The sequence below is a fragment of the Arthrobacter sp. STN4 genome (genome assembly GCF_024539665.1).
Taxonomy (GTDB): Bacteria; Actinomycetota; Actinomycetes; order Actinomycetales; family Micrococcaceae; genus Specibacter.
This window is the reverse complement of sequence record NZ_JAKZGX010000030.1, coordinates 15,333-39,034: the sequence shown is the minus strand read 5'-3', so window position 1 is coordinate 39,034 and position 23,702 is coordinate 15,333. Positions and strand designations below refer to the sequence as shown.

The 23,702-nt window shown below is 68.9% G+C and carries 25 protein-coding genes; 18 read left to right on the top strand and 7 right to left on the bottom strand.

All coding sequences use genetic code 11. The annotated features are described in order from the left end of the window. Positions 1-16: 16 nt before the first annotated feature. The 6 genes from hisB (at position 17) to MMF96_RS16730 (ending at position 4,541) form a co-directional block, all read left to right on the top strand. The gene (gene hisB, locus MMF96_RS16755) at positions 17-643 is read left to right on the top strand and encodes an imidazoleglycerol-phosphate dehydratase HisB (protein WP_176617318.1); all 627 of its coding nucleotides are present in this window, start codon (positions 17-19) and stop codon (positions 641-643) included. Beyond that, positions 640-1,299 carry an imidazole glycerol phosphate synthase subunit HisH gene (gene hisH / locus MMF96_RS16750; protein ID WP_176617319.1) on the top strand — a complete coding sequence of 220 codons (660 nt, stop codon included), beginning with the start codon at positions 640-642 and terminating at the stop codon, positions 1,297-1,299. Before hisB ends, hisH begins: the two co-directional genes overlap by 4 nt. Then, entirely contained in the window at positions 1,300-1,455 is a 156-nt protein-coding gene (locus MMF96_RS16745; RefSeq protein ID WP_176617320.1) for a hypothetical protein, read from the top strand. It abuts the gene before it with no gap. A gap of 43 nt (positions 1,456-1,498) precedes the next feature. Continuing rightward, on the top strand, positions 1,499-2,236 hold the full coding sequence (gene priA / locus MMF96_RS16740) for a bifunctional 1-(5-phosphoribosyl)-5-((5-phosphoribosylamino)methylideneamino)imidazole-4-carboxamide isomerase/phosphoribosylanthranilate isomerase PriA (protein ID WP_176617321.1): 738 nt from the start codon (positions 1,499-1,501) through the stop codon (positions 2,234-2,236). 11 nt (positions 2,237-2,247) lie between these two features. Next, positions 2,248-3,132: an SseB family protein gene (locus MMF96_RS16735; RefSeq protein ID WP_256884205.1), complete on the top strand. Its 885-nt coding sequence runs from the start codon at positions 2,248-2,250 to the stop codon at positions 3,130-3,132. A 62-nt stretch (positions 3,133-3,194) separates the two neighbouring features. Beyond that, a complete protein-coding gene (locus MMF96_RS16730) occupies positions 3,195-4,541 on the top strand; it encodes an MFS transporter (RefSeq protein WP_256884204.1) in 1,347 nt (448 codons plus the stop codon). Positions 4,542-4,620: 79 nt separating this feature from the next. Here MMF96_RS16730 and MMF96_RS16725 read toward each other — a convergent pair whose 3' ends face one another. Beyond that, positions 4,621-5,028: a DUF1844 domain-containing protein gene (locus tag MMF96_RS16725; RefSeq protein ID WP_176617324.1), complete on the bottom strand. Its 408-nt coding sequence runs from the start codon at positions 5,026-5,028 to the stop codon at positions 4,621-4,623. Between the two features lie 323 nt (positions 5,029-5,351). Here MMF96_RS16725 and infC point away from each other — a divergent pair, with 323 nt between their 5' ends. From infC to MMF96_RS16700, 5 genes are all read left to right on the top strand, one after another. After that, on the top strand, positions 5,352-6,398 hold the full coding sequence (gene infC / locus MMF96_RS16720) for a translation initiation factor IF-3 (RefSeq protein ID WP_256884203.1): 1,047 nt from the start codon (positions 5,352-5,354) through the stop codon (positions 6,396-6,398). A gap of 106 nt (positions 6,399-6,504) precedes the next feature. Next, on the top strand, positions 6,505-6,699 hold the full coding sequence (gene rpmI, locus MMF96_RS16715; protein WP_038467906.1) for a 50S ribosomal protein L35: 195 nt from the start codon (positions 6,505-6,507) through the stop codon (positions 6,697-6,699). 106 nt (positions 6,700-6,805) lie between these two features. Continuing rightward, positions 6,806-7,189: a 50S ribosomal protein L20 gene (gene rplT, locus MMF96_RS16710; RefSeq protein WP_256884202.1), complete on the top strand. Its 384-nt coding sequence runs from the start codon at positions 6,806-6,808 to the stop codon at positions 7,187-7,189. 64 nt (positions 7,190-7,253) lie between these two features. Next, positions 7,254-8,165: an RNA methyltransferase gene (locus tag MMF96_RS16705; RefSeq protein ID WP_176617326.1), complete on the top strand. Its 912-nt coding sequence runs from the start codon at positions 7,254-7,256 to the stop codon at positions 8,163-8,165. A 77-nt stretch (positions 8,166-8,242) separates the two neighbouring features. Beyond that, positions 8,243-9,175, top strand: coding sequence for a cation diffusion facilitator family transporter (locus tag MMF96_RS16700; RefSeq protein ID WP_256884201.1), 933 nt, complete (start codon positions 8,243-8,245; stop codon positions 9,173-9,175). Here MMF96_RS16700 and MMF96_RS16695 read toward each other — a convergent pair. Next, positions 9,172-10,419 carry an MFS transporter gene (locus MMF96_RS16695; RefSeq protein ID WP_176617356.1) on the bottom strand — a complete coding sequence of 416 codons (1,248 nt, stop codon included), beginning with the start codon at positions 10,417-10,419 and terminating at the stop codon, positions 9,172-9,174. The two genes, MMF96_RS16700 and MMF96_RS16695, sit on opposite strands and share 4 nt — an antisense overlap. 129 nt (positions 10,420-10,548) lie before the next feature. Between MMF96_RS16695 and MMF96_RS16690 the strand changes: the two genes are divergently transcribed. Both MMF96_RS16690 and MMF96_RS16685 read left to right on the top strand, forming a co-directional pair. Then, positions 10,549-10,992: a (deoxy)nucleoside triphosphate pyrophosphohydrolase gene (locus MMF96_RS16690; protein ID WP_309145238.1), complete on the top strand. Its 444-nt coding sequence runs from the start codon at positions 10,549-10,551 to the stop codon at positions 10,990-10,992. A 67-nt stretch (positions 10,993-11,059) separates the two neighbouring features. After that, positions 11,060-11,263: a DUF5302 domain-containing protein gene (locus MMF96_RS16685; protein ID WP_256884200.1), complete on the top strand. Its 204-nt coding sequence runs from the start codon at positions 11,060-11,062 to the stop codon at positions 11,261-11,263. Positions 11,264-11,294: 31 nt separating this feature from the next. On the opposite strand, the gene MMF96_RS16680 is transcribed toward MMF96_RS16685, so the two are convergent. Then, positions 11,295-12,479 (bottom strand): Rv2578c family radical SAM protein, encoded by a 1,185-nt coding sequence (locus MMF96_RS16680; RefSeq protein WP_256884199.1) that lies wholly within the window; start codon positions 12,477-12,479, stop codon positions 11,295-11,297. Between the two features lie 161 nt (positions 12,480-12,640). Here MMF96_RS16680 and MMF96_RS16675 point away from each other — a divergent pair, with 161 nt between their 5' ends. Further along, positions 12,641-14,146 (top strand): long-chain fatty acid--CoA ligase, encoded by a 1,506-nt coding sequence (locus MMF96_RS16675; protein WP_256884198.1) that lies wholly within the window; start codon positions 12,641-12,643, stop codon positions 14,144-14,146. Between the two features lie 37 nt (positions 14,147-14,183). Here the strand turns inward: MMF96_RS16675 and MMF96_RS16670 are convergent, their stop codons facing one another. The 3 genes from MMF96_RS16670 to MMF96_RS16660 all read right to left on the bottom strand — a co-directional run bounded on the left by MMF96_RS16670 (position 14,184) and on the right by MMF96_RS16660 (position 16,459). Continuing rightward, positions 14,184-14,831 (bottom strand): SIMPL domain-containing protein, encoded by a 648-nt coding sequence (locus MMF96_RS16670; RefSeq protein WP_256884197.1) that lies wholly within the window; start codon positions 14,829-14,831, stop codon positions 14,184-14,186. Between the two features lie 75 nt (positions 14,832-14,906). Beyond that, complete coding sequence (locus tag MMF96_RS16665; RefSeq protein ID WP_256884196.1) at positions 14,907-15,356, bottom strand: DUF4157 domain-containing protein; 450 nt, start codon at positions 15,354-15,356, stop codon at positions 14,907-14,909. After that, positions 15,353-16,459, bottom strand: coding sequence for a hypothetical protein (locus MMF96_RS16660; protein WP_256884195.1), 1,107 nt, complete (start codon positions 16,457-16,459; stop codon positions 15,353-15,355). Before MMF96_RS16660 ends, MMF96_RS16665 begins: the two co-directional genes overlap by 4 nt. 181 nt (positions 16,460-16,640) lie before the next feature. On the opposite strand from MMF96_RS16660, the gene pheS reads away from it, so the two are divergent. Beyond that, on the top strand, positions 16,641-17,732 hold the full coding sequence (gene pheS / locus MMF96_RS16655) for a phenylalanine--tRNA ligase subunit alpha (RefSeq protein ID WP_176617333.1): 1,092 nt from the start codon (positions 16,641-16,643) through the stop codon (positions 17,730-17,732). Positions 17,733-17,736: 4 nt separating this feature from the next. Next, entirely contained in the window at positions 17,737-20,280 is a 2,544-nt protein-coding gene (gene pheT, locus MMF96_RS16650) for a phenylalanine--tRNA ligase subunit beta (RefSeq protein ID WP_176617334.1), read from the top strand. Between the two features lie 14 nt (positions 20,281-20,294). Here pheT and MMF96_RS16645 read toward each other — a convergent pair whose 3' ends face one another. After that, on the bottom strand, positions 20,295-21,269 hold the full coding sequence (locus tag MMF96_RS16645) for a quinone oxidoreductase (protein ID WP_256884194.1): 975 nt from the start codon (positions 21,267-21,269) through the stop codon (positions 20,295-20,297). A 170-nt stretch (positions 21,270-21,439) separates the two neighbouring features. On the opposite strand from MMF96_RS16645, the gene argC reads away from it, so the two are divergent. Continuing rightward, the gene (gene argC, locus MMF96_RS16640; RefSeq protein ID WP_176617336.1) at positions 21,440-22,495 is read left to right on the top strand and encodes an N-acetyl-gamma-glutamyl-phosphate reductase; all 1,056 of its coding nucleotides are present in this window, start codon (positions 21,440-21,442) and stop codon (positions 22,493-22,495) included. Beyond that, positions 22,492-23,661, top strand: a complete 1,170-nt coding sequence (gene argJ, locus MMF96_RS16635; RefSeq protein ID WP_176617337.1) for a bifunctional glutamate N-acetyltransferase/amino-acid acetyltransferase ArgJ — start codon at positions 22,492-22,494, stop codon at positions 23,659-23,661. The genes argC and argJ overlap by 4 nt, the downstream gene beginning before the upstream one ends. Positions 23,662-23,702 lie beyond the last annotated feature (41 nt).

Sequence of the window (23,702 nt, the reverse complement as noted above, 5' to 3'; positions counted from 1 at the left end):
AAGGACCCCAAGAACAATGACCGAAAACGGCCCGCAGTCCGGCCAGGGACGCACGGCACGCCTTGAACGCGCCACGAGCGAATCCAGCGTGCTCGTCGAGATCAACCTGGACGGCACCGGGGTTTCGGACATTGACACTTCCGTGCCGTTCTACGACCACATGCTGACGGCGCTCTCCAAACACTCGCTGATCGACATGAAGGTCAAGGCCACCGGCGACACCCACATCGACGCACACCACACGGTGGAGGACGTCGCCATCTCCCTGGGCGAGGTGCTGCGCGAGGCGCTCGGCAACAAGGCCGGGATCCGCCGCTTCGGCGAGGCCACCATTCCGCTTGACGAGGCCCTGGCCAACGCCGTGGTGGACGTTTCCGGGCGGCCCTACCTGGTCCACAGCGGCGAACCCGCGGGGCAGGAATACCACCTGATCGGCGGGCACTTCACCGGCTCGCTGACCCGCCACGTGTTTGAGGCCATCACCCTGCACGCACAGATCTGCCTCCACATGACCCTCATCGCCGGCCGGGACCCGCACCACATCGTCGAAGCCCAGTTCAAGGCGTTTGCCAGGGCCCTGCGCTCGGCCGTTGAAAAGGACCCGCGCGTCACCGGGATCCCGTCCACCAAGGGACTTTTGTGAGCGCGCCGGCACCGCAACCCACCGTCACGGTCCTGGACTACGGCTCCGGCAACGTCCGCTCCGCCGTCCGGGCCCTGGAGCGCGCGGGCGCCCGGGTGACCCTGAGCGCGCGCCCCGACGACGTGCTCGGCGCCGACGGACTCGTGGTGCCCGGCGTGGGCGCCTTTGGCTCCGTCATGGCAGAACTGAAGGCCGTGGATGCCATCAGGATGATTGGCCGGCGGGTGGCCGGCGGCCGCCCCGTGCTGGGCATCTGCGTGGGCCTGCAGGTCCTGTTCGAGGCCGGCGTGGAACACGGTGTGCGGGAAGCAGGCATCGGGGAGTGGCCGGGCACGGTGGAACTCCTGCCGGCCGCCGTGGTGCCGCACATGGGCTGGAACACGGTGAAGGCACCCGTTGGGTCCATGCTCTTCGCCGGCGTCGAGGACGAACGGTTCTACTTCGTCCACTCCTACGGCGTCCAGTCCTGGGACTTTGACGTCATCCAGCCAAAGATGAAGCCGCCGGCCGTCACCTGGTCCGAGCACGGTGCGCCGTTCATTGCCGCCGTGGAGAACGGCCCGCTGTGCGCCACCCAGTTCCACCCGGAAAAGTCCGGCGACGCCGGGGCCCGCCTGCTGCGAAACTGGGTGCAGTCGCTGAAGGCGGCCGCCTAGATGTACTCGCTGCTCCTGATGGCCCTGGGCGGCCTCCTGATTGGCGGCGCCTACACCTTCTACCAGCAAAAGACGCCGCGCTGGCTCCCCATCTGCTTCGTCATTCTCGCTGCCATGTCGCTCGTGGCCGCGTACCTGCTCACCCTAAAGGGTTGAGCGGCCCGTGTCGCCCGCCCGCCACCAACACCTTGAGGACCCGATGACCACCAACCCCATCCTGGAACTGCTGCCCGCCGTCGACGTTGCCGACGGCCAGGCCGTCCGGCTCGTCCAAGGCGAAGCCGGCTCCGAAACCGGCTACGGCTCACCGTTGGAGGCGGCCCTGAACTGGCAGAACGACGGCGCCGAATGGGTCCACCTCGTGGACTTGGACGCTGCGTTCGGCCGCGGCTCCAACCAGGGACTGCTCCGCGAGGTGGTCCAGGCCCTGGACGTGAAGGTGGAACTGTCCGGCGGCATCCGCGACGACGCCTCCCTGGAAGGGGCGCTGGAACTGGGCGCTGCGCGCGTCAACCTCGGCACCGCCGCCCTGGAAAACCCCGAATGGACCGCCCGCGCCATCGCACGCTTTGGCGACAAGATCGCCGTCGGCCTGGACGTGCGGGGCACCACCCTCGCCGGCCGCGGCTGGACCAAGGAAGGCGGGGAGCTCTGGGACGTCCTGGCGCGCCTCGAGGATGCCGGCTGCGCCCGTTACGTGGTCACCGACGTCACGAAGGACGGCACGCTGCGCGGCCCCAACGTGGAACTGCTGCGTGAAATGTGCACGCGCACCGCCAAGCCCGTGGTGGCGTCCGGCGGGATTTCCAGCCTGGAGGACCTGCGTGTGCTGCGCGGCCTGGTGGGTGAGGGCGTCGAAGGCGCCATCGTGGGCAAGGCACTGTATGCGGGCAAATTCACGCTGCCCCAGGCACTGGACGTCGCCGGACGCCGCTAAACGCCATGGAAGTGACGCCCAGGAAACAGCTGCCCGGACACATCGCTTCCGCCCTTGCCGGCGCCGGCGGCAGCACGGACTCCGCCGGCCAGCCATGGCACGGCCGGACGCTGCCGGACGGTGGGACGTACCACAATTTCGACGCCGACGACGGCACCGCCGACCCCTCCTACACCGGGGCCGTCGAGCGGCTGCTGGCGGGAACCGGTGCGGAAGAGGAGGTGGTGGCCGCGCTGGCGCAGGCCCGGGTCTTCATTCCCATCGTGGCCCAGCTCGCCGAACAAACCGTGGGGGAAAACGGGCTGGTGTCCGACAAGGAATCGGACATGGCCCTGGTCACCCTCCAGGCTCCTGACGGGCGCCGGGCACTGCCGGCCTTCACCAGGGCCGACGCACTCACCCGCTGGCACCCGGAGGCGCGGCCAGTGGCAGTCTATGCGGCCCGGGCCGCCCTGTCCGCCGTGTCGGAGGATGCGCAGCTGATGGTGCTGGACCCCGGTACGGCGCGGCCGTTCGTGGTGCGGCGGCCGGCCATGTGGGCCCTGGCGCAACAGCGGGAATGGCTGCCCAGCTATGTGGACCCCGCCGTGCGGCAGGTGCTGGAAGATTCGGTGGCCGCCGTCGGCAACCCCGCCGTCCTGCGCATTGCCGCCGAGGCCGGCCCGGGCGTGGAATCCCTGTGGGACAGCGGCAGCTCACCGGCCGGCCACATGGTGGCCGGCGGCGGGGCAGGTCCCGAACTGGCCGTCTCCATCACCCTGGCGCCCGGCCTCGACCAGTCCGCGCTCAACGCACTCCTCCACGCCCTGCAGGGATACTGGGCGGGGAATGAACACTTCGCGCAGGCTGTTGACTCCATGCAGGTGCGGTTGCACCATCCCGGACCTACCCCTTAGTTCCCCGGCAAGGCTGCCCCGGCGCCCTCTTGCGGTGGACTGCAAGAGAAAAGAAAAACCAAGTGAACTTTGCCAACTACCGGCAGCTGCTCGCGATTGCGCCGGTCCGGCGGCTGCTCGTGATCGCCATGATCGCCCGGATTCCGCACGCGGCCGCCGGCGTGCTGCTGACGCTCCACGTGGTCCAGACCATGAACCTCAGCTATGCCGCGGCCGGTTCCGTGGCTGCCGCCGTCACCGTCGGGATCGCGTTGGGCGCGCCCTGGCGTGGACGGCAGGTGGACATCCTGGGGTTGCGCCGGGCGCTGGTTCCGTCCGTGATCGCCGAAGTGGCCGTGTGGTCCGTGGTGCCCTTCCTGAACTACCAGCTGCTGGTGGTGGCGGCCGTCATCGGGGGGCTGTTTGCCGTGCCAATCTTTTCCGTGGTCCGCCAGGCCCTCGGGGTCATGGTCCCGCCGGGACAGCGGCGGACCGCCTACGCACTGGACTCGATGGGCGCAGAGATCACCTTCATGGTGGGCCCGGCCGCGGGCGTGGTGCTGGCCACCACGATCCATACCGTGGTGGGGCTGGTCATCATTGGCGTCTCCGCGGCCCTTGCAGGCCTTTTGCTGATGTGGACCAATCCGCCCACGCGCTCAGGCCACAAGGGGGCCTGGGTGGATCCGGCCGGGGCCGTGCCGGCGCCCGAAGCCGGGCCGAAGGGGCCGGCGAGGATTGCCGCCGGGAACGTCCAGGCCCGGACCAGCCGGCTGGGACGCCTGTGGGGCGGCGCCCGCAGCAACCTGGTGTGGGTGAACCTGGCGGTATTGGCCGTGCTGGGTGCCTCACTCGGTGCCGGCCTGGTGCTGTCCGGCACCGACGTTGGCATGGTCGCGATGCTGCGCGCCAACGGCCAGGTGGGCGAGCTGGGCGTGGTGTTCTTCTTCTGGTGCGGCGCCTCCCTGGTGGGCGGGCTGGTCTACGGCTCGCTGAAACGGTCCATCAACCCGCTCTGGCTGCTGGGCGCCATGGCCCTGCTCACCATTCCGATGGGTTTTGCCGGCAATGCGTGGACGCTGGGGCTGCTCTCGATCCTGCCCGGATTCCTGTGCGCCCCGGTGCTGACCTCCAGTGCCGAGCACATTGCGGACCTGGTGGAGGAGCGCCGCCGCGGTGAGGCCATGGGCTGGTACGGCTCGTCGATGACGCTCGGCAGCGCCATGGGCGCCCCGTTCGCCGGTGCCATGATCGATGCCGTCGGACCGTGGGCGGGGTTCGCCGTCATCGGCATCCTGGCCGGGGTGTTGGCGCTGGCGGGCCTGGCGGCCCAGTACGCCCGACGGCGGCGGGCCGGAACCGCTGCAGCGCCCGCCGGGGCGCAGCGTGCCGGGCTTGACGGCCTGCTGGAAGAACCCGACCCGGTTTAAACCGGACCCGGTCTAAAAACGTTTGGGGGCCGGCTGCCACCCCTGTTGGTGTGGCGGCCGGCCCCCTCAGGGCGGCTTGCTAGTTCACGGCTCCGGTGTACTTTTCCCCCGGGCCCTTGCCGGGCGCGTCCGGGAATTCGGAGGCTTCACGGAAGGCCAGCTGCAGTGAACGCAGGCCGTCGCGCAAGGGACCGGCGTGCTGGCTGCCGATCTCCGGTGCTGCCGCCGTGACGAAGCCGGCGAGGGCGGTGATCAACTTGCGGGCCTCGTCCAGGTCCTTCAGCTCCTCGGCGTCGGGGCCGGCGGCCAGCCCGCACTTGACCGCGGCGGCACTCATGAGGTGGACGGCAGCCGTGGTGATGACTTCCACCGCCGGAACCTCGGCGATGTCCCGCACCACGGAGGCGGCCTCGGCGTCGCCGAGTGTTTCCTCGGGTGCGAAGCTGTTGCGGTGGCTGGTGTCCGAATTATTCTCTGGGGTGTTCATACTGCTAAGCTTGTCACAGACCGACTGGGTGCTGTTACTTCAGCGGGGCCAAAACCCCGCCACGAAGGCTGTGTCCGGTTTGCAAGTGGAGTCCTCTCCCACCTTTCGACCCAGTGATGGCGTTGTCTGGTTCCGGTTGGCGCCTTCGGACACGAAGGCGGGCCGCTGTCCTGACAGGACGTCGCGGCACCAATCATCGAGGCCTCCGATTGCATCAGCGATGGGAGGCCTTCTTCTTTGCTGATGGCGCTCACCTTCCTTTTAGTCAACAGGAGTTACACATTAGCGAGCCACGCATCAATGATCGTATCCGCGTCCCCGAGGTGCGGTTGGTTGGGCCGGCAGGCGAACAAGTAGGGATCGTCCGCATTGAAGACGCCCTCCGTTTGGCTGCCGAGTCGGACTTGGATCTGGTTGAGGTAGCACCGACGGCGAAGCCGCCGGTGTGCAAACTGATGGACTTCGGCAAGTACAAGTACGAGGCGGCCGTCAAGGCACGCGAAGCCCGGAAGAACCAGACGAACACCGTTCTGAAGGAAATCCGCTTCCGCCTCAAAATTGACAAGCACGACTATGAGACCAAGCGCGGGCACGCCCTCCGCTTCCTCGGCACCGGAGACAAGGTCAAGGCCATGATCCAGTTCCGCGGCCGCGAGCAGCAGCGTCCGGAAATGGGCATCCGCCTGCTCCAGAAGTTTGCCGAGGATGTGGCCGAGGTTGGCGTCATCGAGTCGAGCCCACGGATCGACGGACGCAACATGGTCATGGTGATCGGCCCCTTGAAGAACAAGGCCGAGGCCAAGGCTGAAGCGCGCCGCCAGCAGCAGCGGGCCGATGCCAAGGCACACAACGAGGCCGTGGCCAACGGCACCGCCCGCGTTGACGTGGACCGGAACAACAAGGCGCCGATGACGCAGTCCCTCGCGGACCTGCTTCCCCAGGGCCTGCACCTGAACGAAGGCGCCGGCGCGGCAGCCGCCCCGGCTCCCGCAGCCCAGGACGCACCCGCGGCCAGCGCCCCGGCAGCCAAGGAGGCACCCGTCGCCGCACCGGCGGCCCCCGCAGCAAAGGCCCCGGCAGCCAAGGCTCCCGAGACCAGGGTTGCGGAGTCCAAGGCCCAGCCCGCAGCCAAGGCCCCGGCCCAGCCGGCAGCCAAGGCACCTGCAGCCAAGGTGCCGGCCGCCGCGCCGAAGCCCGTGGCCGCACCCAAGCCCGTGGCTGCCAAGCCGGTCCCGATGCCCAAGCCCATGGCAAAGCCGGCCGTCAAGCCGGCAGCCCGGCCTGCTGCGAAGGCAGCAGCGAAGCCGGCGGCCAAGCCCGCCCCTGCAAAGGGCGCGGCAGCCGCCGACACCAAGAACCCAGCCGAATAGGGGATAACCCGGTTCGGCGGTGAACACACACCCCGACAGTGACCCAACCGGTCGCTGCAAGAGAACCACAGGCAGCGCCGGTGGATACGTAAGGAGACAGGTCCTCATGCCTAAAATGAAGACACACAGTGGTGCCAAGAAGCGATTCAAGCTGACCGGTTCCGGCAAGCTGCGCCGCCAGCAGGCCAACCGCCGCCACTACCTGGAGCACAAGCCCTCCAGCCTGAAGCGCCGCCTGAAGGGTGACCTCCTGGTTGCCAAGGCCGACGTCCGCAACATCAAGAAGATGCTCGGCATCTAATTTCGCAAGTCAATGGGTGTGGGTCCCGTTCCGGGCCCGGCACCCTTCCATAAACGCCTTCCCTGGCATGATTGGCTTGGGATACAAAACTTGAAGGAGTACGCACGTGGCACGTGTGAAGCGGGCGGTAAACGCCCACAAAAAGCGTCGGGTTGTTCTTGAGCGCGCAAAGGGTTACCGCGGACAGCGTTCGCGCCTGTACCGCAAGGCCAAGGAGCAGCTGCTGCACTCGTTCGTGTACAGCTACGGCGACCGCCGCAAGCGCAAGGGCGACTTCCGCCGCCTGTGGATCCAGCGCATCAATGCTGCGGCCCGCGCCAACGGCCTGACCTACAACCGCCTGATCCAGGGCCTGAAGGCTGCCGAGATCGAGGTTGACCGCCGCATGCTGGCCGACCTGGCCGTCAACGACGCCGGTGCGTTCGCCGCGCTGGTGAAGCTGGCCAAGGTCGCACTGCCGTCTGACACCTCCGCCGCGGCGGCAAAGTAACTGCACTGATGGAGCGGAACCCGGTGTTCCGTAATCCCGCAGGGGGACTGCTAAAGTCCTAAACATGAGTGAACCCGGGCGCCCGCCAGCTGATGCAATGACCAATCCTCGAGCAGATCGAGTGAGGGACGTTGCGAAGCTGGCAGGGCGCTCGGGCCGTTTAAAACGCCGGCAGTTTTTTGTGGAAGGCCCGCAGGGCGTCCGGGAGGCGCTGCAGGCCCACCGGGAGTGCCTGGAGGCCGGCGGCAGCGCCGTGGTGGAGGCCGTCTACGCCACCGTGGAATGCCTCAAACGCCACGACGAGCTGCTGGAACTGGCAGCCAACCCCGGCTCCCGGCTGCAGGTGCGCATCGCCAGCGACCTGGTCCTGCAGGCCATGACGGACACCGTCACCCCGCAGGGGATCGTGGCCGTGTGCAACTTTGTCGACGTGCCGCTGGCGGAAGTGCTGGCAGCCAAGCCGAAGCTGATCGCCATGCTGTGCCGCGTCCAGGACCCCGGCAACGCCGGGACCGTGCTGCGTGCCGCCGACGCGGCAGGGGCCGACGCGGTCATTTTCACCAGTTCCAGCGTGGACATCTACAATCCGAAGGCTGTGCGTTCCACGGCCGGCTCGCTCTTCCACCTGCCCGTGGTGCGCGGCGTCGAGCTGTCCGAGGTGGTGGACGCGGCGAAGGCGGCCGGCATCGGCATCCTGGCCGCGGACGGCTACGGTTCACTGAACCTGGACCTGCTGCAGGATGAAAGCGCCGCCCGCGCCTTTGAACAACAGATCCCCGACTCACAATATGAGCTGGAGACGCCCACCCTGTGGCTGTTCGGCAACGAGGCCCAGGGCCTGGCCGGGGAGGAAAAGGCCCTGGCCGAGCATCGCGTGGCCGTGCCGGTCTACGGCGAGGCGGAGTCGTTGAACCTTGGCACGGCCGCCACCGTCTGCCTGTACGCCAGCGCGCGTGCCCAGCGCCGCGCGGACTGAGACGCGCGCCCAACCACTACAACCACACGCTCAATCCGGGTCCGGCCCGGCCTGGGCTTTCATGAGGGGAATCCATCATGGCCCATGGCGGCGGCAACAAGGCGATCATCGCCGCGCTGGCGGCAAACCTGTCCATCGCGGTGCTGAAGTTTTTGGCGTACCTGCTGACGCAGTCCTCATCCATGCTGGCGGAATCCGTCCACTCGCTTGCGGATTCGGGCAACCAGCTCCTGCTGCTGCTTGGGGGACGCCGGGCCAAGCGGCAGGCAAGCCCGGAGCATCCCTTTGGCTACGGCCGTGAACGCTACGTGTACGCGTTCCTGGTCTCCATCATCCTTTTCAGCGTCGGCGGCGTCTTCGCGCTCTATGAAGCATATTCAAAATGGCAGCACCCCCACGCGATGGATGTGCAGTGGGCATGGGTGCCCTTGGTGGTGCTGGTGGGCTCGATCGTGCTGGAGGGGAATTCCTTCCGGACTGCCATTAAGGAATCCAACCACACCCGCGGCTCCAAGAGTTGGGTGGAGTTCATCCGGACCGCCAAGGCGCCGGAGCTGCCCGCCGTGCTGCTTGAGGACTCAGCGGCATTGCTTGGCCTGATCTTTGCCCTTTTCGGGGTGAGCCTGACCCTTGTTACCGGCAACGGGCACTGGGATGCGGCCGGCACCGGACTCATCGGCCTGCTGCTCGTCACGGTGGCCGTGGTCCTGGCCGTGGAAACAAAGTCGCTGCTGTTGGGCGAATCCGCCACGGAGGAGGACATCCGGGCCATCGAGGCGTCCCTCGTGGGACCCGGCGTGAGCAGCATCATCCACCTCAAGACCCTGCACCTGGGGCCCGAGGAACTGCTGGTGGCGGCCAAGATCGCCGTGGCGGAGTCGGAGACCGGGGCCCAGATCGCCCAGGCCATTGACGCCGCGGAAAAGCGGGTGCGCGCCGCGGTTCCCATTGCCAAGGTCATCTACCTGGAACCGGACATCCGCTCGGTGCCGAAGCAGTCCCTGCCCTAGCAGGGGGGCGCCTGGCGGAGGGCGGTGGCCTGGGCCGCCTTCGCTTCCTTCGTGCGCTTGTCGAGCAGCCCGCTGGCCAGGGCGATGCCCAGCCCCAGCACGGCCAGGACGGCGCCCACAAGCGCGGGCGCGGTAAACCCCCAGCCCCAGGAAATGACCAGACCGCCGGCGAAGGCCCCCAGTGCGTTGGCCAGGTTGAGCGCGGAGTGGTTCAGCGACGAGGCCAGGGTGGGGGCCCCGGGGGAGACGTCCAGCAGCCGGGTCTGCAGCGACGGGATCAGCATGGACCCGGAGGCGCCGATCACGAAGATCATCACGAGTGCCAGCCACTGGATGTGCACGGTAAACGCATAAAGGACCAGCATCGTGGCGATGAAGGCCATCATGAGGTAGATGCTGCCCAGCACGGACCAGTCCGCCAGCTTGCCGCCGACGAAGCTGCCCGCCACCATGCCCAGGCCGTACAGGCCCACAATTACCGGCAGGAAGTCCGCCGGGAACCCGGCGACGTCCGTCATTGTGTTGGCAACATAGGTGTAGACGGCGAAGAAGCCGCCGAACCCCACCACGCCCACCAACAGCGTCAGCCATACCTGGCCGCGCTTCAAGGCGCCCAGCTCACGGCGCAGGCTGGCATCCGGGTGGGCCTTCTGCGACGGGATGATCACGGCAATGAACACGATGGTCACCACGCCGATGAAAGCGACCAGGACGAACATGAGCCGCCAGCCGAACTGCTGGCCCACGAGCGTGGCCAGCGGCACGCCCACGACATTGGCCACGGCCAGCCCCATCATGACCATGGCGATGGCCCGGCCCCGCTTGGTGGGGGCCACGAGGGAGGCGGCCAGCACCGCCGCCACGCCAAAGTAGGCACCGTGGGGCAGGCCGGCCACAAAGCGGGTCACCATCAGCGTGGTGTAGTCCTGGGCGAAGAACGAGGACAGGTTGCCCAGTGTAAACAGGGCCATCAGCGCCAGCGCCAGCGTCTTGCGCCGCCATCGGGCACTGACGGCCACCAGCAGCGGGGCGCCCACCACGACCCCGAGGGCGTAGGCGGAGATGACATGTCCGGCCTCGGGCACCGACACACCCACTCCTGCGGCCACATTGGGCAGCAGGCCCATCATGGCAAATTCGGTGGTGCCAATGCCAAACCCGCCGATGGCCAGGGCAAAGATGGCCCAGGCGGCGGCATTGGGCGAGGCCGCCCTGGTTTGGGGCAGGGTGCCGGTGGTGGTCATGGCGGGGTCTCCCAGCGGGGCGGTTTCGCCCCCGCCGGTCGGCTTGGGGCGGGCGGCGCGACGGGCCGCAAAATAGGTGGACAGGACGGCGCTGTCCATCCCCAGTCTACTTGCGCCTATGCTGGGTCCGTGACCCCAACCAAACAAACCCCAACCAAACAAATTGTGGGCGGAGCCCTTGTGGATTCGCTGGCCCGGCCCACGCGCCTGCTCGCCGCCCGGCGGACGGCGCCGCCGGAATTTGCCGGCATGTGGGAATTCCCCGGCGGCAAGGTGGAACCCGGCGAAAGCGCCCGGGAAGCACTGCACCGCGAACTGGCGGAGGAACTGGGCATCACGGTCCGCCTGGGCGCCGAGCTGGCCGGCCCGACGCCGGAAGGCTGGCCCCTCGCCGCCCCGGCGGCCATGCGCGTCTGGCTGGCTGAGGTGACGGAGGGAGCCCCGGCACCCCTGGAAGACCACGACGAACTGCGCTGGGTGCCCCTGCACGGCACGGAAGTCCTGGAGCTGCCGTGGATTCCGGCGGACCGGCCCATCGTGCGGGCCCTTCAGGAGCTGGACACGCCTGCCTGAGGGTGTCTAATTCCCCTGCCCCTGTGCCACACTGGGGTTTAGCCCTAAAGCGCAAGGAGGTTGTGCAGTGACACCGTCCGAGAACCACAACGAATCAGCACCGGCTGAGGCTGGCAGCGCCAGCGAGGAAATGAAGGAAAAATTCCGCCAGGCGCTGGAAAACAAGAAGAACCAGCACCACGGGTCCGTGGAGGCGGCGAACGGCGCCAAGATCAGCGCCCAGCACGGGGCCGCGCAGCACAAGCGCGAATTCCGCCGCAAGAGCGGATAGCCGTGGCGGAGAAACGGGCGCAGCCCGAGGGCTAGAACAGCATCGGCGCAGCATCAAAAAGGGCAGGGGCAGTCACGGCGGCCCCTGCCCTTCGCCGTGCCCGGTTGCTGTCCTGCTTGGTGCTGTCCTGCTTGGTGCTGCCCTGGCGGGCCGTGCCGCCGCCGGGCGTCCGGTGGCCGGACCCGCCGATGGGCAGGCTGCCGGCCGGGTAGGCGGCCTCTTCCTGGCGGGGATCATGCATGAAGCCGGCCGTGCCGCCGAAGCCGTGGCGGCGCTTGGCCGCATTGACGCGTGCGGCCAGCCACTGCCGGTAGTCCCTGGGTGCGTAGGAGCCCTGGCTGTAGAGCCGCCGGTAGCGGCCCACCAGCGCCGGATGCTCCCGGGCCAGCCACTGCATGAACCACTCGCGCGTGCCCGGGCGCAGGTACAGCGCGCCGGCGCTGACCCCGGTGGCCCCCGCATGGGCCAGGGCGGCAAACAAGGCGTCAAGGCACTCCTCGGAGTCCGTCAGCCACGGCAGGATCGGCATCGACATCACCCCGCACGGCAGGCCGGCGTCGCGCAGCTTGCCGATGAGGGCCAGCCGGGACCTGGGTGCCGGCGTGCCCGGTTCGATGGCCGCGGCGAGCCCTTCATCGAGCAGGGCCAGCGAAATGCCCATGCCCACACTGACCTGGCGGCCCGCCGCCTGCAGCAGGGGGATGTCCCGGGACAGGAGTGTTCCCTTGGTGAGGATCGAAAACGGGGTGCCGGAATCGGCCAGGGCGGAGATGATGCCGGGCATGAGCCGGTACCTGCCCTCGGCGCGCTGGTACGGATCGGTGTTGGTGCCCAGTGCCACATGCGCACGGCACCAGGAGGGCTTGTGCACCTCCCTGCGCAGCACCTCGGCCACGTTGACCTTGACCACCACCTGTGAGTCAAAGTCAGCCCCGGCGTCGAGGTCCAGGTAGGTGTGGGTCTTCCGGGCAAAACAGTAAACGCACGCGTGGGAACACCCGCGGTAGGGGTTGACGGTCCACTCAAACGGCATCGACGAGGTGGCGGGCACCTTGTTCAGGGCGCTCTTTGACAGCACCTCGTGGAAGGTGATGCCGGCAAACCCGGGCGTCTGTACGCTCTTGACCAGGCCGGCCAGGGGGAGCAGCGGGGCTGCCGCCGGCACGCCCTCGAGGGCCAGGGGCGGCTGGTTGAGTTGCTGTGCGTTCCACCTCATGGAAATTATTCGAACATATTTTCTAGCTTTCGTCAATGGCGGCAAAGGGCGCGGCGCCCTCCCTGCCGGCGGGGCCGGAATATGGTCCACATCACATCATGGCGCGCTAGGCTGTGGGCAGGAGGCGACGATGCCTCCCTGCAGAGGTAGAAGGAGCCGTCATGACGAACCTGGCCACCATGGTGGGCGTGTCCGCACAAAGAAACCCGTCAGGCACCGCGATCAAGATGGACGACATTGAGATTTCCTTCGCCGCCCTGGAAGTGCTCAGCGGCAAGGTGGCCGCGCTGCTGGCGGACCGGGGCATCAAGCCGGGGGACCGGGTGGCCCTGATTTCGCCGAACCTGCCGCAGATGCCGCCCATCTATTACGGGATCCTGCGATACGGGGCCATCGTGGTGCCCCTGAACCCGCTGTTGAAGGCGCGCGAGGTGGCCTACCACCTGAGGGATTCCGGCGCGTCGCTCGCGTTTGCCTGGGAGGGGGTCATGGCGGAGGTGGCACCCGCCGCCGCTGAAACCGGCACCGCCATCATCCCCATCGACGCCGGCTTCATGGCCCTGCTCGGGCCCCTGGACCCCATCGCCGGGGTGGCCCCGGCGGAGGCCGGCGATACCGCCGTCATTCTCTACACCTCGGGCACCACGGGCAAGCCCAAGGGGGCGGAGCTGACGCATGAAAACCTGCGCAGCAATGCCGAAGTGTCCGTCAGCCTGTTCAGCAGCCGCGACGGGGACGTCATTTTTGGCGGCCTGCCGTTTTTCCACATCTTCGGCCAGACCTGCGCCCTGAACTCGGCCGTGCTGGCCGGTGCCACGGTGACCATCCTGCCCAAGTTCGACCCCGTCAAGGCACTGGAGATCATCCAGCGGGACAAGGTCACCATCTTCGAGGGCGTCCCCACCATGTACATTGCCCTTTTGCGCACGCCCGGGCGCGGTAACTACGACCTCTCCAGCCTGCGCCTGGCAGCGTCCGGCGGCTCGCCGCTGCCGCTGGAAATCCTGCATGAGTTTGAAAGCACCTTTGGCGCCACCATGCTCGAAGGCTACGGATTGTCCGAGACGTCGCCGGTGGTCACCTTCAACCAGGTGGACGGCATCCGCAAGCCGGGGTCCGTGGGAACGGCGGTGACCGGTGCGCAGCTGCGGGTGGTCGATGAGGCGGGGAACGACGTCGAACCCGGCGCGGTGGGGGAGATCGCCGTGGCGGGCCCGTACGTGATGAAGGGCTACTGGAACAATCCGGAGGCCACCGCGGCGGCCATTCCGGATGGCTGGTTCCGCACCGGGGACCTCGGCCGCCGGGACGGGGACGGTGTCTTCTTCATCGTTGACCGGAAGAAGGACATGATCCTGCGCGGCGGCTACAACGTCTACCCGCGCGAAGTCGAGGAGGTGCTCTACGAACACCCGGCCGTGGCCGAGGCCGCCGTTGTGGGCCGCCCCGACGACGTCCACGGCGAGGAAATCTATGCGGCGGTGGCGCTCAAGGCCGGGGCCGACGGCGCCGATGACCCGGCAGCGCTCGCAGAGAACATCCGCGGCTTTGTCAAGGACCGGGTGGCCGCCTACAAGTACCCGCGCCGCGTGGTCATCATGGACGCGCTGCCCAAGGGCCCCACGGGAAAGATCCTCAAGCGCGAGATCACGATTCCGCAGGCCTGAATCCCGCAGGCCCGCGGTGCAGGGCCGCGCCGGAGCCCTAGAGCAGCTCCCACGTCACGGTGACGGACGCCGAGACATTGCCTTGGCCCGGTTCAATCTTCATGGACGCGTCCGCGGACATGGCTGCGGCCCGGGCAAACAGGGGCTTGGGGCCGGGCAGGGCGGGCCCGGCTTCGGCGATGGAGCGCACTGTGCCGAGCCTGCGCCCGGCCATGCCCGCGTAGAGCTCGGCGGCCCGCCTGGCGTCGGCCCAGGCCAGGGTGCGGGCCGCATCCTGGGCGGCCGTGGCATCGGACAGGGCGGGGGTCAGCCCGTTGAGCCGGACGCTGTCGTTGCCCGAATCCACCACCGCGGCAATGACGTCCTCAGCGCCGTCGTCGTAGCGCAGGAGAACATTCAGGGTTGAGGAGACCGTGTAGCCGGTGACGACGGGGGCGGCGCGGTCCTGCCAGCGCGTGTCCACCCGGACGTCCAGTGCCGTGGAGCTGACGGCCCCGGGGGGCACCTGCAGGGCGAGGAGCCGTGCCTGCACGGCGTTGAGCGCCTCCGTGGCAGCCGCGTACGCAGCGCGGACGGTGCCGCGCTGGGCCTCGATGCCGACGTTGATGTGGAACTGGTCCGGCGCCGCGGGGACGGTGCCCTGTCCAGTGAGCGTCACGGCGTCCGGTGTGGTGGTCTCACCCATGCTGATGCCTCCCTGCTGCCGGCCGACGGCGGCCGCCCCGCCTGTCGCTGGTGCCGAAGCTGTGTTGTTGCCAAGCTACGTCCGGCGCAGGGCGCGGCGCAAGGCCGGCAGCCGGGCGATGGTGGGCAGCTGCCGGTAGCCGCCGGCCGCCAGGCCCGCATTGCGTTCAAAGAAGTTCCGGCTCCCGGGATCCCCCGTGCGCCACCACGAATACCCGGCGCAGGCGGCGTAGAGGGGCAGGAACGGCAGCCCCAGGCACCAGGCATATTGCGTGGCATGGCCCGCCTCGTGTGCCAGCAGCTCCGGGCGGGAGTCGATGAAGGCCCGGTCCGCCCGGTAGAAAACGACACTGCCCACCGTAAACGCCCCGGCGAGCGGCAGTGCGGGCCGGTAGCCGGTGCCCAGCAGCAGTCCCTGTGGGCCCGGCTCAACCCGGGTGCGCGCCAGTGCAGCAAGGAGCAGGCCCGCAGGGGTGGAAAGGTTCAGCATGTTGGCCCACTGCCGGGCCCGCAGGGCGGCCCTCACGGTGCCGTTGCCGTGGCCGGGGGCGCGGGCAGGTCCTTGGGCTGCGGGGCCGGTAGGCGCACGGCCTTCAAAACCGTGGTCTGCACAACTGTCAGCCGGGCCAGCGCCTCCTTGGGTCCCTCCTTGGCCTTCCCGCACGCTGTCAGCGGCCACTGCACATGGACCGCCCGGCCCCCGGCGTCCACCAGCCAAAGGTCCGGGATGATTTCCAGGTTTGCCTCGCACACCAGCTTTCCCAGGGCCCGGTCACTGGGGGAGCGCAGGACCTTCACGAGGGGCGCCAGATCCCCCGTGAACCTCTTCTGCGTTATGGTCCGCCACGTGCCCCGGGCGTCCGTGGCGTTGGGGCCGAAGGCAGTGCATTCCACTGCCGCGGCAGGCTCGAAGCCCGCCGGAATACTGCCCATGTCCTTGGCGGACGGGTCGGCCGTGCCGTTGCCTTCATACCAGCGGGCCGTCGTCAGGCAGTCAGCGCCGGCGAGGACCCGTGCAGGCGGGGGAGTGAACTGCTCGACGGCGCCGGACGGCCGCGTGTCGATGGTCTTCGACGATGACACCGGCAGGGCCGCCAGGGCCTCCCGGGTCCCGGGCTTGGGGAATCCGCAGCCGGTGCGCGGCCACTGGACGTGGACGGCCTTGCCACGGGCATCAACCAGCCACAGGTCCGGAATGGTTTCCGCCATGGAGACACACGCGCCGCCCTCCTCCCGGTCGCTGGGTTGTGCCAATGCCGCCAGCAGGGGCCCGTAGTTCCCCGCGTGGTGCTCTTCCAGGATGGTGGCCCGGGCCGGCTCCGGGCCGGCCTGGGGGACGATGCGCTGCCCCGGCGGGCACACGACGACGTCCACCGGCACAAAGCCCCGGGGCACACTGCCCATCTTGTCCGCCACCGCAGGAGGCGCCGTCATGAGGGGCTCATTCCAATATGGGGTGGCCAGGCAATCCACCTTGTCCTGCAGGGCGGCCGGTGCCGGCTGGTAGTGCGTGGGGCGGGCTGCGAAGGGGGCGCCGCACCCGGACAGGAAGAGTGCGAGGACGGCCGAAAGCGAAAGGAGGAAGGCCGGCGTCGTACGCCTTGGCAGCTGGAATGAACGGGCGCCCATTCCCTGAGCCTAGCAACGCGCGCGCAGGAAGGGGATGGCGAATGGGCAACGAGTCACTGCCGTGGGGGCGGCGGAAGGCCCGGCCGCCATTCAAAAACCGTGCGGGCCGTCATTTAGACTGGGTGTGGCGGCCCGCGCTGACCGCCGCTTACCCGCACACGAGCTTAGGTAAAAACTGCAGATGTCTGACACGCCCCAGAAGACGGCCGCCGCGCCCGAATCGACCACCACCCCCGCCGTCCCGGACCCGCTGGACGAGGCCGCCGTCGGCGCCGCCGTCGAGCAGGCGCTCGCAGCCATCGCGGCCGCCGCCACCCTGGAGGAGCTCAAGGCCGCCCGCCTCGCGCACACCGGCGAAAAGTCGCCGCTGAGCCTGGCCAACCGGGGGATCGGCGGGCTGTCCAAGGAATTCAAGGCCGCCGCCGGCAAGCTCATGGGGGCCTCCCGGGGCCGTGTTGCCAAGGCGCTCGCAGCCCGCACCGAGGTGCTCGAGGCCGAGGACGCCGCCCGCATCCTGGTGGAGGAAACGGTCGACGTCACCGCCGCCCCGCGCCGCCGCCGTGCCGGCGCCCGCCATCCGCTGTCCACCCTTCAGGACCGCGTGTGCGACATCTTCGTGGGCATGGGCTGGGAAATTGCCGAAGGCCCGGAGCTGGAATCCGAGTGGTTCAACTTTGACGCCCTGAACTTCAAGCCGGACCACCCGGCCCGCGAAATGCAGGACACCTTCTTCGTGGAGCCGCCCGAGGCCCACCTGCTCCTGCGCACCCACACCTCCCCGGTGCAGGTCCGCTCCCTGCTGGAACGCGAGCTGCCCGTCTACGTGCTGTGCCCCGGCAAGGTGTTCCGCACCGACGAGCTCGACGCGACGCACACCCCCGTGTTCCACCAGTTTGAGGGCCTGGCCATCGACAAAAAGCTGTCCATGGCGGACCTGCGCGGCACCCTGGAGCACTTTGCCCGGCTCATGTTCGGCGACGAGGCCAGCATCCGCCTGCGCCCGAACTACTTCCCCTTCACCGAGCCCTCCGCCGAACTGGACATCTGGCACCCCGGCGCCAAGGGCGGCCCGCGCTGGATTGAGTGGGGCGGCTGCGGCATGGTCAACCCGAACGTGCTGCGCGCGGCCGGGATCGACCCGGACGAGTATTCAGGCTTTGCCTTCGGCATGGGGATCGAGCGGACCCTGATGTTCCGCAACGAGGTCACCGACATGCACGACATGATCGAGGGCGACATACGATTCAGCGAACACTTTGGGATGGAGATCTAGGCCCGTGCGTATTCCACTGACTTGGCTGCGCGAGTATGCGCAGGTGCCGGCAGGAGCAACTGCAGAAGACGTCATGACTGAGCTGGTCAAGGTTGGCTTTGAGGAAGAGGCCGTCCACCGGCCCCTGGACTCCATCAGCGGCCCCGTTGTGGTGGGCCGGGTGCTGTCCAAGGAACCCGAGCCGCAGAGCAACGGCAAGACCATCAACTGGTGCTCCGTCCGTGTGGTTCCCGAAGGCGCCACGCAGGCCCTCGAAGGGGACGGCATTGACCCCTCCGGCGTGCAGGGCATCGTGTGCGGTGCCCACAACTTTGAGGTGGGGGACAAGGTGGTGGTCACCCTGCCCGGCGCCGTGCTGCCCGGCGACTTCCGCATTTCCCCGCGCAAGACCTACGGCCACGTCTCGGCAGGCATGATCGCCTCCGTGCGCGAGCTGGGCATGGGCGAGGAGCACGACGGCATCCTGGTGCTCTCCACCCTGGGCCTGGACCCGGAGCCGGGCACCGACGCGCTGGAACTGCTGGGCCTGCGGGACGAGGCCGCCGAAATCAACGTGACCCCGGACCGCGGCTACGTGTTCAGCATCCGCGGCGCCGCCCGAGAGTATGCCCACGCCACGGGCACGCCCTTTATGGATCCGGCGTCCTTGGTTTCCGTCACGCCCGCGTCGGGTCCGGGGTACCCCGTCCGCCTCGAGGACCAGGCACCCATCTACGGGCTGCCCGGCTGCGACCGCTTCGTGGCCCGTACCGTGCACGGCATCAACGCGGCCGCGCCAACCCCCACCTGGATGTCCTCCCGCCTGCGCCTGGCGGGCATCCGCTCCATCTCGCTGCCCGTGGACATCTCCAACTACGTCATGCTGGAGCTGGGCCAGCCGCTGCACTTCTACGACGCCGACAAGCTCTCCGGCGACATCGTGGTGCGCCGCGCCGCCGCCGGGGAAACCCTGCAGACCCTGGATGGGAAGGTGCGCAAGCTGGACACCGAGGACCTGCTCATCACGGACGCCTCCGGCGCCATCGGCGTGGCCGGCGTCATGGGCGGGGCCGCCACCGAGGTCACCCCGGCGACCACCTCCGTCCTCATCGAGGCCGCCCACTTCGAGGAAGTCTCGATCGCCCGCTCGCGCCGCCGCCACAAGCTGCCCTCCGAGGCATCCAAGCGCTTTGAGCGCGGCGTGGACTGGGAGGTGGCCGACGAGGCCGCCCAGCGCGCCGTGAACCTGCTCGTGGAACTGGCCGGCGGCACCGAGGACACCACGGCGACGGACGTGGGCACGGAGCCGGCGCCCGTCACCGTGTTCCTGCCGGCCGGATTCGCCTCCGCCCGCATCGGCATCGACTTCACGCCGGAGCAGGTGGTGGACTCCCTGACCGACCTGGGAGCCGGTGTTGAGGAGGCCGACGGCGGCTGGAACGTCACGGCCCCGAGCTGGCGCCACGACCTGGCCACCCCCGAGGACCTCACGGAGGAAGTGGCCCGCCTGGTGGGCTACGACGCGATTCCCGCCACCCTGCCCATCGCCCCTCCGGGCCGGGGCTACTCCCGCACCCAGCAGCAGCGCCGGCGCGCCGTCCAGGCCCTGGCGGACTCCGGGCTGACGGAAATCCTCGCCTACCCGTTCGTGTCCAAGGCCGCGAACGACACCTTTGGCGTGGCCGAGGCGGGCGCCCCCCGCGGGGCCGTCAAGCTCGCCAACCCGCTGAGCGAGGAGTTCGGCTACCTGCGCACCTCGGTGCTGCCGGGCCTGATTGACACGGCGAAGCGCAACCACTCGCGCGGCTTCACCGACCTGGCATTGTTCGAATCCGGCCTCGTGTTCCTGCCCTCGGGCACCTTTGGCACGGCGTCCATCCCGCCGCTCGGCGCCAAGCCGTCCGACGACGTCCTGGACGCCTTGTACGACGGCATCCCCTACCAGCCGCTCACGATCGGCGCCGTCTTTACCGGCAGGGACACCGCCGCCGCACCCGGCCACACGCCGCGGGCCTGGGACTGGGCCGACGCCATCGACGCCGCACGCCTCGTGGCCGATGTGACCGGCGTGGACCTGGTGGTGGAGCAGGGCTCGCACCAGGCCTTCCACCCCGGCCGCGCCGCCGTGCTGAAGCTGCGCTCGGGCGAGGTGGTGGGCCATGCCGGTGAGCTGCATCCACGCCTGCTGGCCGAGCAGCACCTGCCGGCGCGCACCGTGGCCATGGAGATCAACGCCAGCATGGTCTTTGACGCCGCCCCGGACGTGATCGTGGCCAGGCCGATCTCCACCTTCCCGGTGGCCACCCAGGACGTGGCCCTGGTGGTGCCGGCGGAAATTCCGGCAGCCGAGGTGCTGGCCACCCTGCGCGAAGGAGCCGGGGAGCTGCTTGAGGACGTGGCACTGTTCGACGAATACCACGGCAAGGGCATCCCGGAGGCGAGCAAGTCGCTCGCCTTCGGGCTGCGCTTCCGGGCCGCGGACCGCACGCTGACGGCCGACGAGGCCTCCGCCGCCCGCGCGGCCGCCGTCGAACTGGCCGGCGAACGCTTCGGGGCCACCCAGCGGTAGGGTCCGTGGCGGGGTTACGGGACCAGGATGACCTTGCCCGTGGTCTGCCGGGCCTGGAGCGCCGAGTGGGCGGCGCCGGCCTCGGCCAGCGGGAAGCGGGCGCCAATGCGGGCGGTCAGCTTTCCGGCCGCCGCCGCGTTGAAGACGTCGGCGGAACGCCAGCGGCGCTCCTGCGGATTGCGCAGGTAGTGCACCAGCGTGGGACGGGTGACAAACAGGGATCCGGAGGAATTGAGGCGCTGCAGGTCAAACGGCGGCACCTGCCCGGACGCCCCGCCAAAGAGCACGAGCGTCCCCCTGATCCGCAACGACGCCAGGGAACCTTCAAAGGTGTCCTTCCCGACGCCGTCGTACACCACGTCGACGCCTTCGCCGTTGGTGAGCTCACGGACGGCCTCGGCGAAACCGTCGTACCGCAGGACGTCGTCGGCCCCGGCTACGCGGGAAAGCTCCTCCTTTTCATCCGTCGACACGGTGGTGATGACCCGGGCCTCGCGCTCCTTGAGCATCTGGGTCAGCAGCAGGCCCACGCCTCCGGCGCCGGCGTGCAGCAGCACCGTCTGGCCGGGTTCCACATGGTAGGTGGAATTCATCAGGTAGTGGGCCGTCATGCCCTGCAGCGGCAGGGCCGCGGCGACGTCCAGGGGCAGCGCGGAGGGCACCGGCAGCGCCTTGTCCGCCGGGAAGATGGCATATTCGGCGTAGCAGCCCACGCCCTCGGCCGTGGCCACGTGGTCGCCCACGGCAAATTCCTCGACCCCGGGACCGAGCGCCACCACGGTCCCGGACGCCTCGGCCCCCGGGGTGAAGGGGAACGGGACGTTGTAGGTGCCGTCGCGCTGGTAGGTCTCAATGAAGTTCACGCCGACGGCGGCGATGCGCACCAGAAGCTGGCCTGGCCCGGCCTCGGGAACCGGCACTTCCTTCAGTGCCAGGACCTCGGGACCGCCGGGGGCGTCGGCAACGATGGCACGGTTTCGCGAGGTCATGGTGTACTCCACTTCTGTTCAAATTCCCGGGGACGTCAACTGCATTGGATCGGCGCCTGCCACCAAAGGCGGAAGCGATGTTTACATCATAGGTGCGAAAATTCCCCGGTCGCCTGAACTTCATGGATAAATATCGGCATCTATGAATAATTCTGCTGTATAGTCGTTTTATGACGATTTCAGTAGCCGTTTCCGGAGCCAGCGGATATGCCGGGGGAGAGGTGCTCCGCCTCCTGGCCAGCCACCCGGACGTGACCATCGGGGCCATCACCGCCCACAGCAACGCCGGCACCCGCCTGGGTGAACTGCAGCCGCACCTCCATGCACTGGCCGACCGCATCCTGGTCGACACCACGGTGGACAACCTCGCCGGGCACGACGTCGTCTTCCTCGCCCTCCCGCACGGCAAGTCCGCCGCCATCGCGGCCCAGCTGCCGGCCGACACCCTCGTGATCGACGCCGGTGCCGACCACCGCCTGCAGTCGGCCGAGGCCTGGGAAAAGTTTTACGGCTCCCCGCACGCCGGCACCTGGCCCTACGGCCTGCCCGAACTGCCCGGCGCCCGGGCGAAGCTGCAGGGTGCCAAGCGGATCGCGGTCCCCGGATGCTACCCCACCAGCTCGCTGCTTGCCCTGATGCCCGGCTTTAGCGCCGGCGCCCTGCTGCCGGACGACGTCGTCATCGTGGCAGCCTCGGGCACCTCCGGCGCGGGGAAGGCCGCCAAGATCAACCTGATCGGCTCCGAAGTCATGGGTTCCATGAGCCCGTACGGGGTCGGTGGCGGGCACCGGCACACGCCGGAAATCCAGCAGGGCCTCTCCGAGGCGTCCGGCCTCGACGTCAAGGTGTCCTTCACGCCCACCCTGGCCCCCATGAGCCGCGGCATCCTCGCGACCGCCACGGCCAAGGTGGCACCCGGATTTGCGGCCGGCCTGGGCGGGCAGGACCTGGCCGCGGCCCTGCGCCGGACCTGGGTCGACGCCTACGCCGGCGAACCGTTCGTGAAGGTCCTTCCGGAGGGCCAGTGGCCCTCCACCAAGTCGGTGCAGGCCTCCAACTACGCGGCCCTGCAAATCGCCTACGACCCCAACGTCAACCGGGTGGTGGCCTGCTGCGCCATCGACAACCTCACCAAGGGGACCGCCGGCGGGGCGGTACAGTCAATGAACATTGCCCTCGGCCTGGCGGAAAGCACCGGCCTGTCCTTCCAAGGAGTAGCACCATGAGCGTCACAACTGCACAGGGCTTCCGGGCCGCCGGCGTCACCGCCGGACTGAAAAAATCCGGCAACCCCGACCTCGCCCTGGTGGTCAACGACGGCCCGCAGCGCAGCGCCGCCGCCGTGTTCACCTCCAACCGCGTTGCCGCCGCGCCGGTCCACTGGTCCCGGACGGTCCTGGGCGACGGGCGCGTGGACGCCGTGGTGCTCAACTCCGGCGGCGCCAACGCCTGTACCGGGCCCGAGGGCTTCCAAAACACGCACACCACCGCCGAGAAGGTGGCCGACGTGCTGGGCATTTCCGCCACGGACGTTGCCGTCTGCTCCACGGGCCTCATCGGCGAGCAGCTCCCCATGGACAAGATCCTGCCGGGCGTGGAGGCTGCCGCGGCAGCGCTGGCGGCCGACGGCGGGGCCGGTGCCGCCGCCGCGATCATGACCACCGACACCGTCCCGAAGGAAACGGCCTGGACATCCGCCCCCGACGCGAACGGCAACAGCTACACGATTGGCGGCATGGCCAAGGGCGCCGGCATGCTGGCCCCCGGGCTGGCCACCATGCTGGTGGTCATCACCACCGACGCCGAGGTGGCCCCCGAAGGGCTTGACGCGGCCCTGCGCGACGCCGTCCGCCCCACCTTCAACCGTGCCGACTCCGACGGCTGCATGTCCACCAACGACACAGTGCTGCTGCTGGGCTCCGGCGCCTCGACCGTGATCCCCGACATGGACGAGTTCACCGCCGGCCTGACCACGGTCTGCGCCACCCTGGCCCGCGCCCTGATCGCCGACGCCGAAGGCGCCAAGCACGACATCGCCATCACCACCGTCAACGCGGACAGCGAACGCGACGCCGAGATCGCCTCCCGGGCCGTGGCCCGCTCCAACCTGTTCAAGTGCGCCATCTTCGGCAACGACCCCAACTGGGGCCGCGTGCTCTCCGCTGTCGGAACCACCGACGCCGTGTTCGACCCGAACGAGATCAACGTCAGCATCAACGGCGTCCAGATCTGCCGCAAGGGCGCCATTGGCGACTCCCGCGACCTCGTGGACCTGGCCGGGCGCGAAGTCACCGTCGAGATCGACCTGCGCGCCGGCGCCGCCTCCGCGACCATCTGGACGAACGACCTGACCCATGACTACGTCGAAGAAAACAGCGCCTACTCGTCGTAGGTCCGGCGGCCGGGCCTGCCCCGGGGGCCGGCAACGGCGAA

Coding starts and splice junctions, on each gene's coding strand:
- MMF96_RS16745 (WP_176617320.1), top strand. CDS start 1,300: ATGTACTCGCTGCTCCTGATGGCCCTGGGCGGCCTCCTGATTGGCGGC.
- priA (WP_176617321.1), top strand. CDS start 1,499: ATGACCACCAACCCCATCCTGGAACTGCTGCCCGCCGTCGACGTTGCC.
- MMF96_RS16725 (WP_176617324.1), bottom strand. CDS start 5,028: ATGAACACCCCAGAGAATAATTCGGACACCAGCCACCGCAACAGCTTC.
- MMF96_RS16680 (WP_256884199.1), bottom strand. CDS start 12,479: ATGAGGTGGAACGCACAGCAACTCAACCAGCCGCCCCTGGCCCTCGAG.
- argC (WP_176617336.1), top strand. CDS start 21,440: ATGACGATTTCAGTAGCCGTTTCCGGAGCCAGCGGATATGCCGGGGGA.
- hisB (WP_176617318.1), top strand. CDS start 17: ATGACCGAAAACGGCCCGCAGTCCGGCCAGGGACGCACGGCACGCCTT.
- MMF96_RS16700 (WP_256884201.1), top strand. CDS start 8,243: ATGGCCCATGGCGGCGGCAACAAGGCGATCATCGCCGCGCTGGCGGCA.
- MMF96_RS16645 (WP_256884194.1), bottom strand. CDS start 21,269: ATGACCTCGCGAAACCGTGCCATCGTTGCCGACGCCCCCGGCGGTCCC.
- MMF96_RS16660 (WP_256884195.1), bottom strand. CDS start 16,459: ATGGGCGCCCGTTCATTCCAGCTGCCAAGGCGTACGACGCCGGCCTTC.
- argJ (WP_176617337.1), top strand. CDS start 22,492: ATGAGCGTCACAACTGCACAGGGCTTCCGGGCCGCCGGCGTCACCGCC.
- MMF96_RS16670 (WP_256884197.1), bottom strand. CDS start 14,831: ATGGGTGAGACCACCACACCGGACGCCGTGACGCTCACTGGACAGGGC.
- MMF96_RS16705 (WP_176617326.1), top strand. CDS start 7,254: ATGAGTGAACCCGGGCGCCCGCCAGCTGATGCAATGACCAATCCTCGA.
- MMF96_RS16675 (WP_256884198.1), top strand. CDS start 12,641: ATGACGAACCTGGCCACCATGGTGGGCGTGTCCGCACAAAGAAACCCG.
- pheS (WP_176617333.1), top strand. CDS start 16,641: ATGTCTGACACGCCCCAGAAGACGGCCGCCGCGCCCGAATCGACCACC.
- MMF96_RS16695 (WP_176617356.1), bottom strand. CDS start 10,419: ATGACCACCACCGGCACCCTGCCCCAAACCAGGGCGGCCTCGCCCAAT.
- rpmI (WP_038467906.1), top strand. CDS start 6,505: ATGCCTAAAATGAAGACACACAGTGGTGCCAAGAAGCGATTCAAGCTG.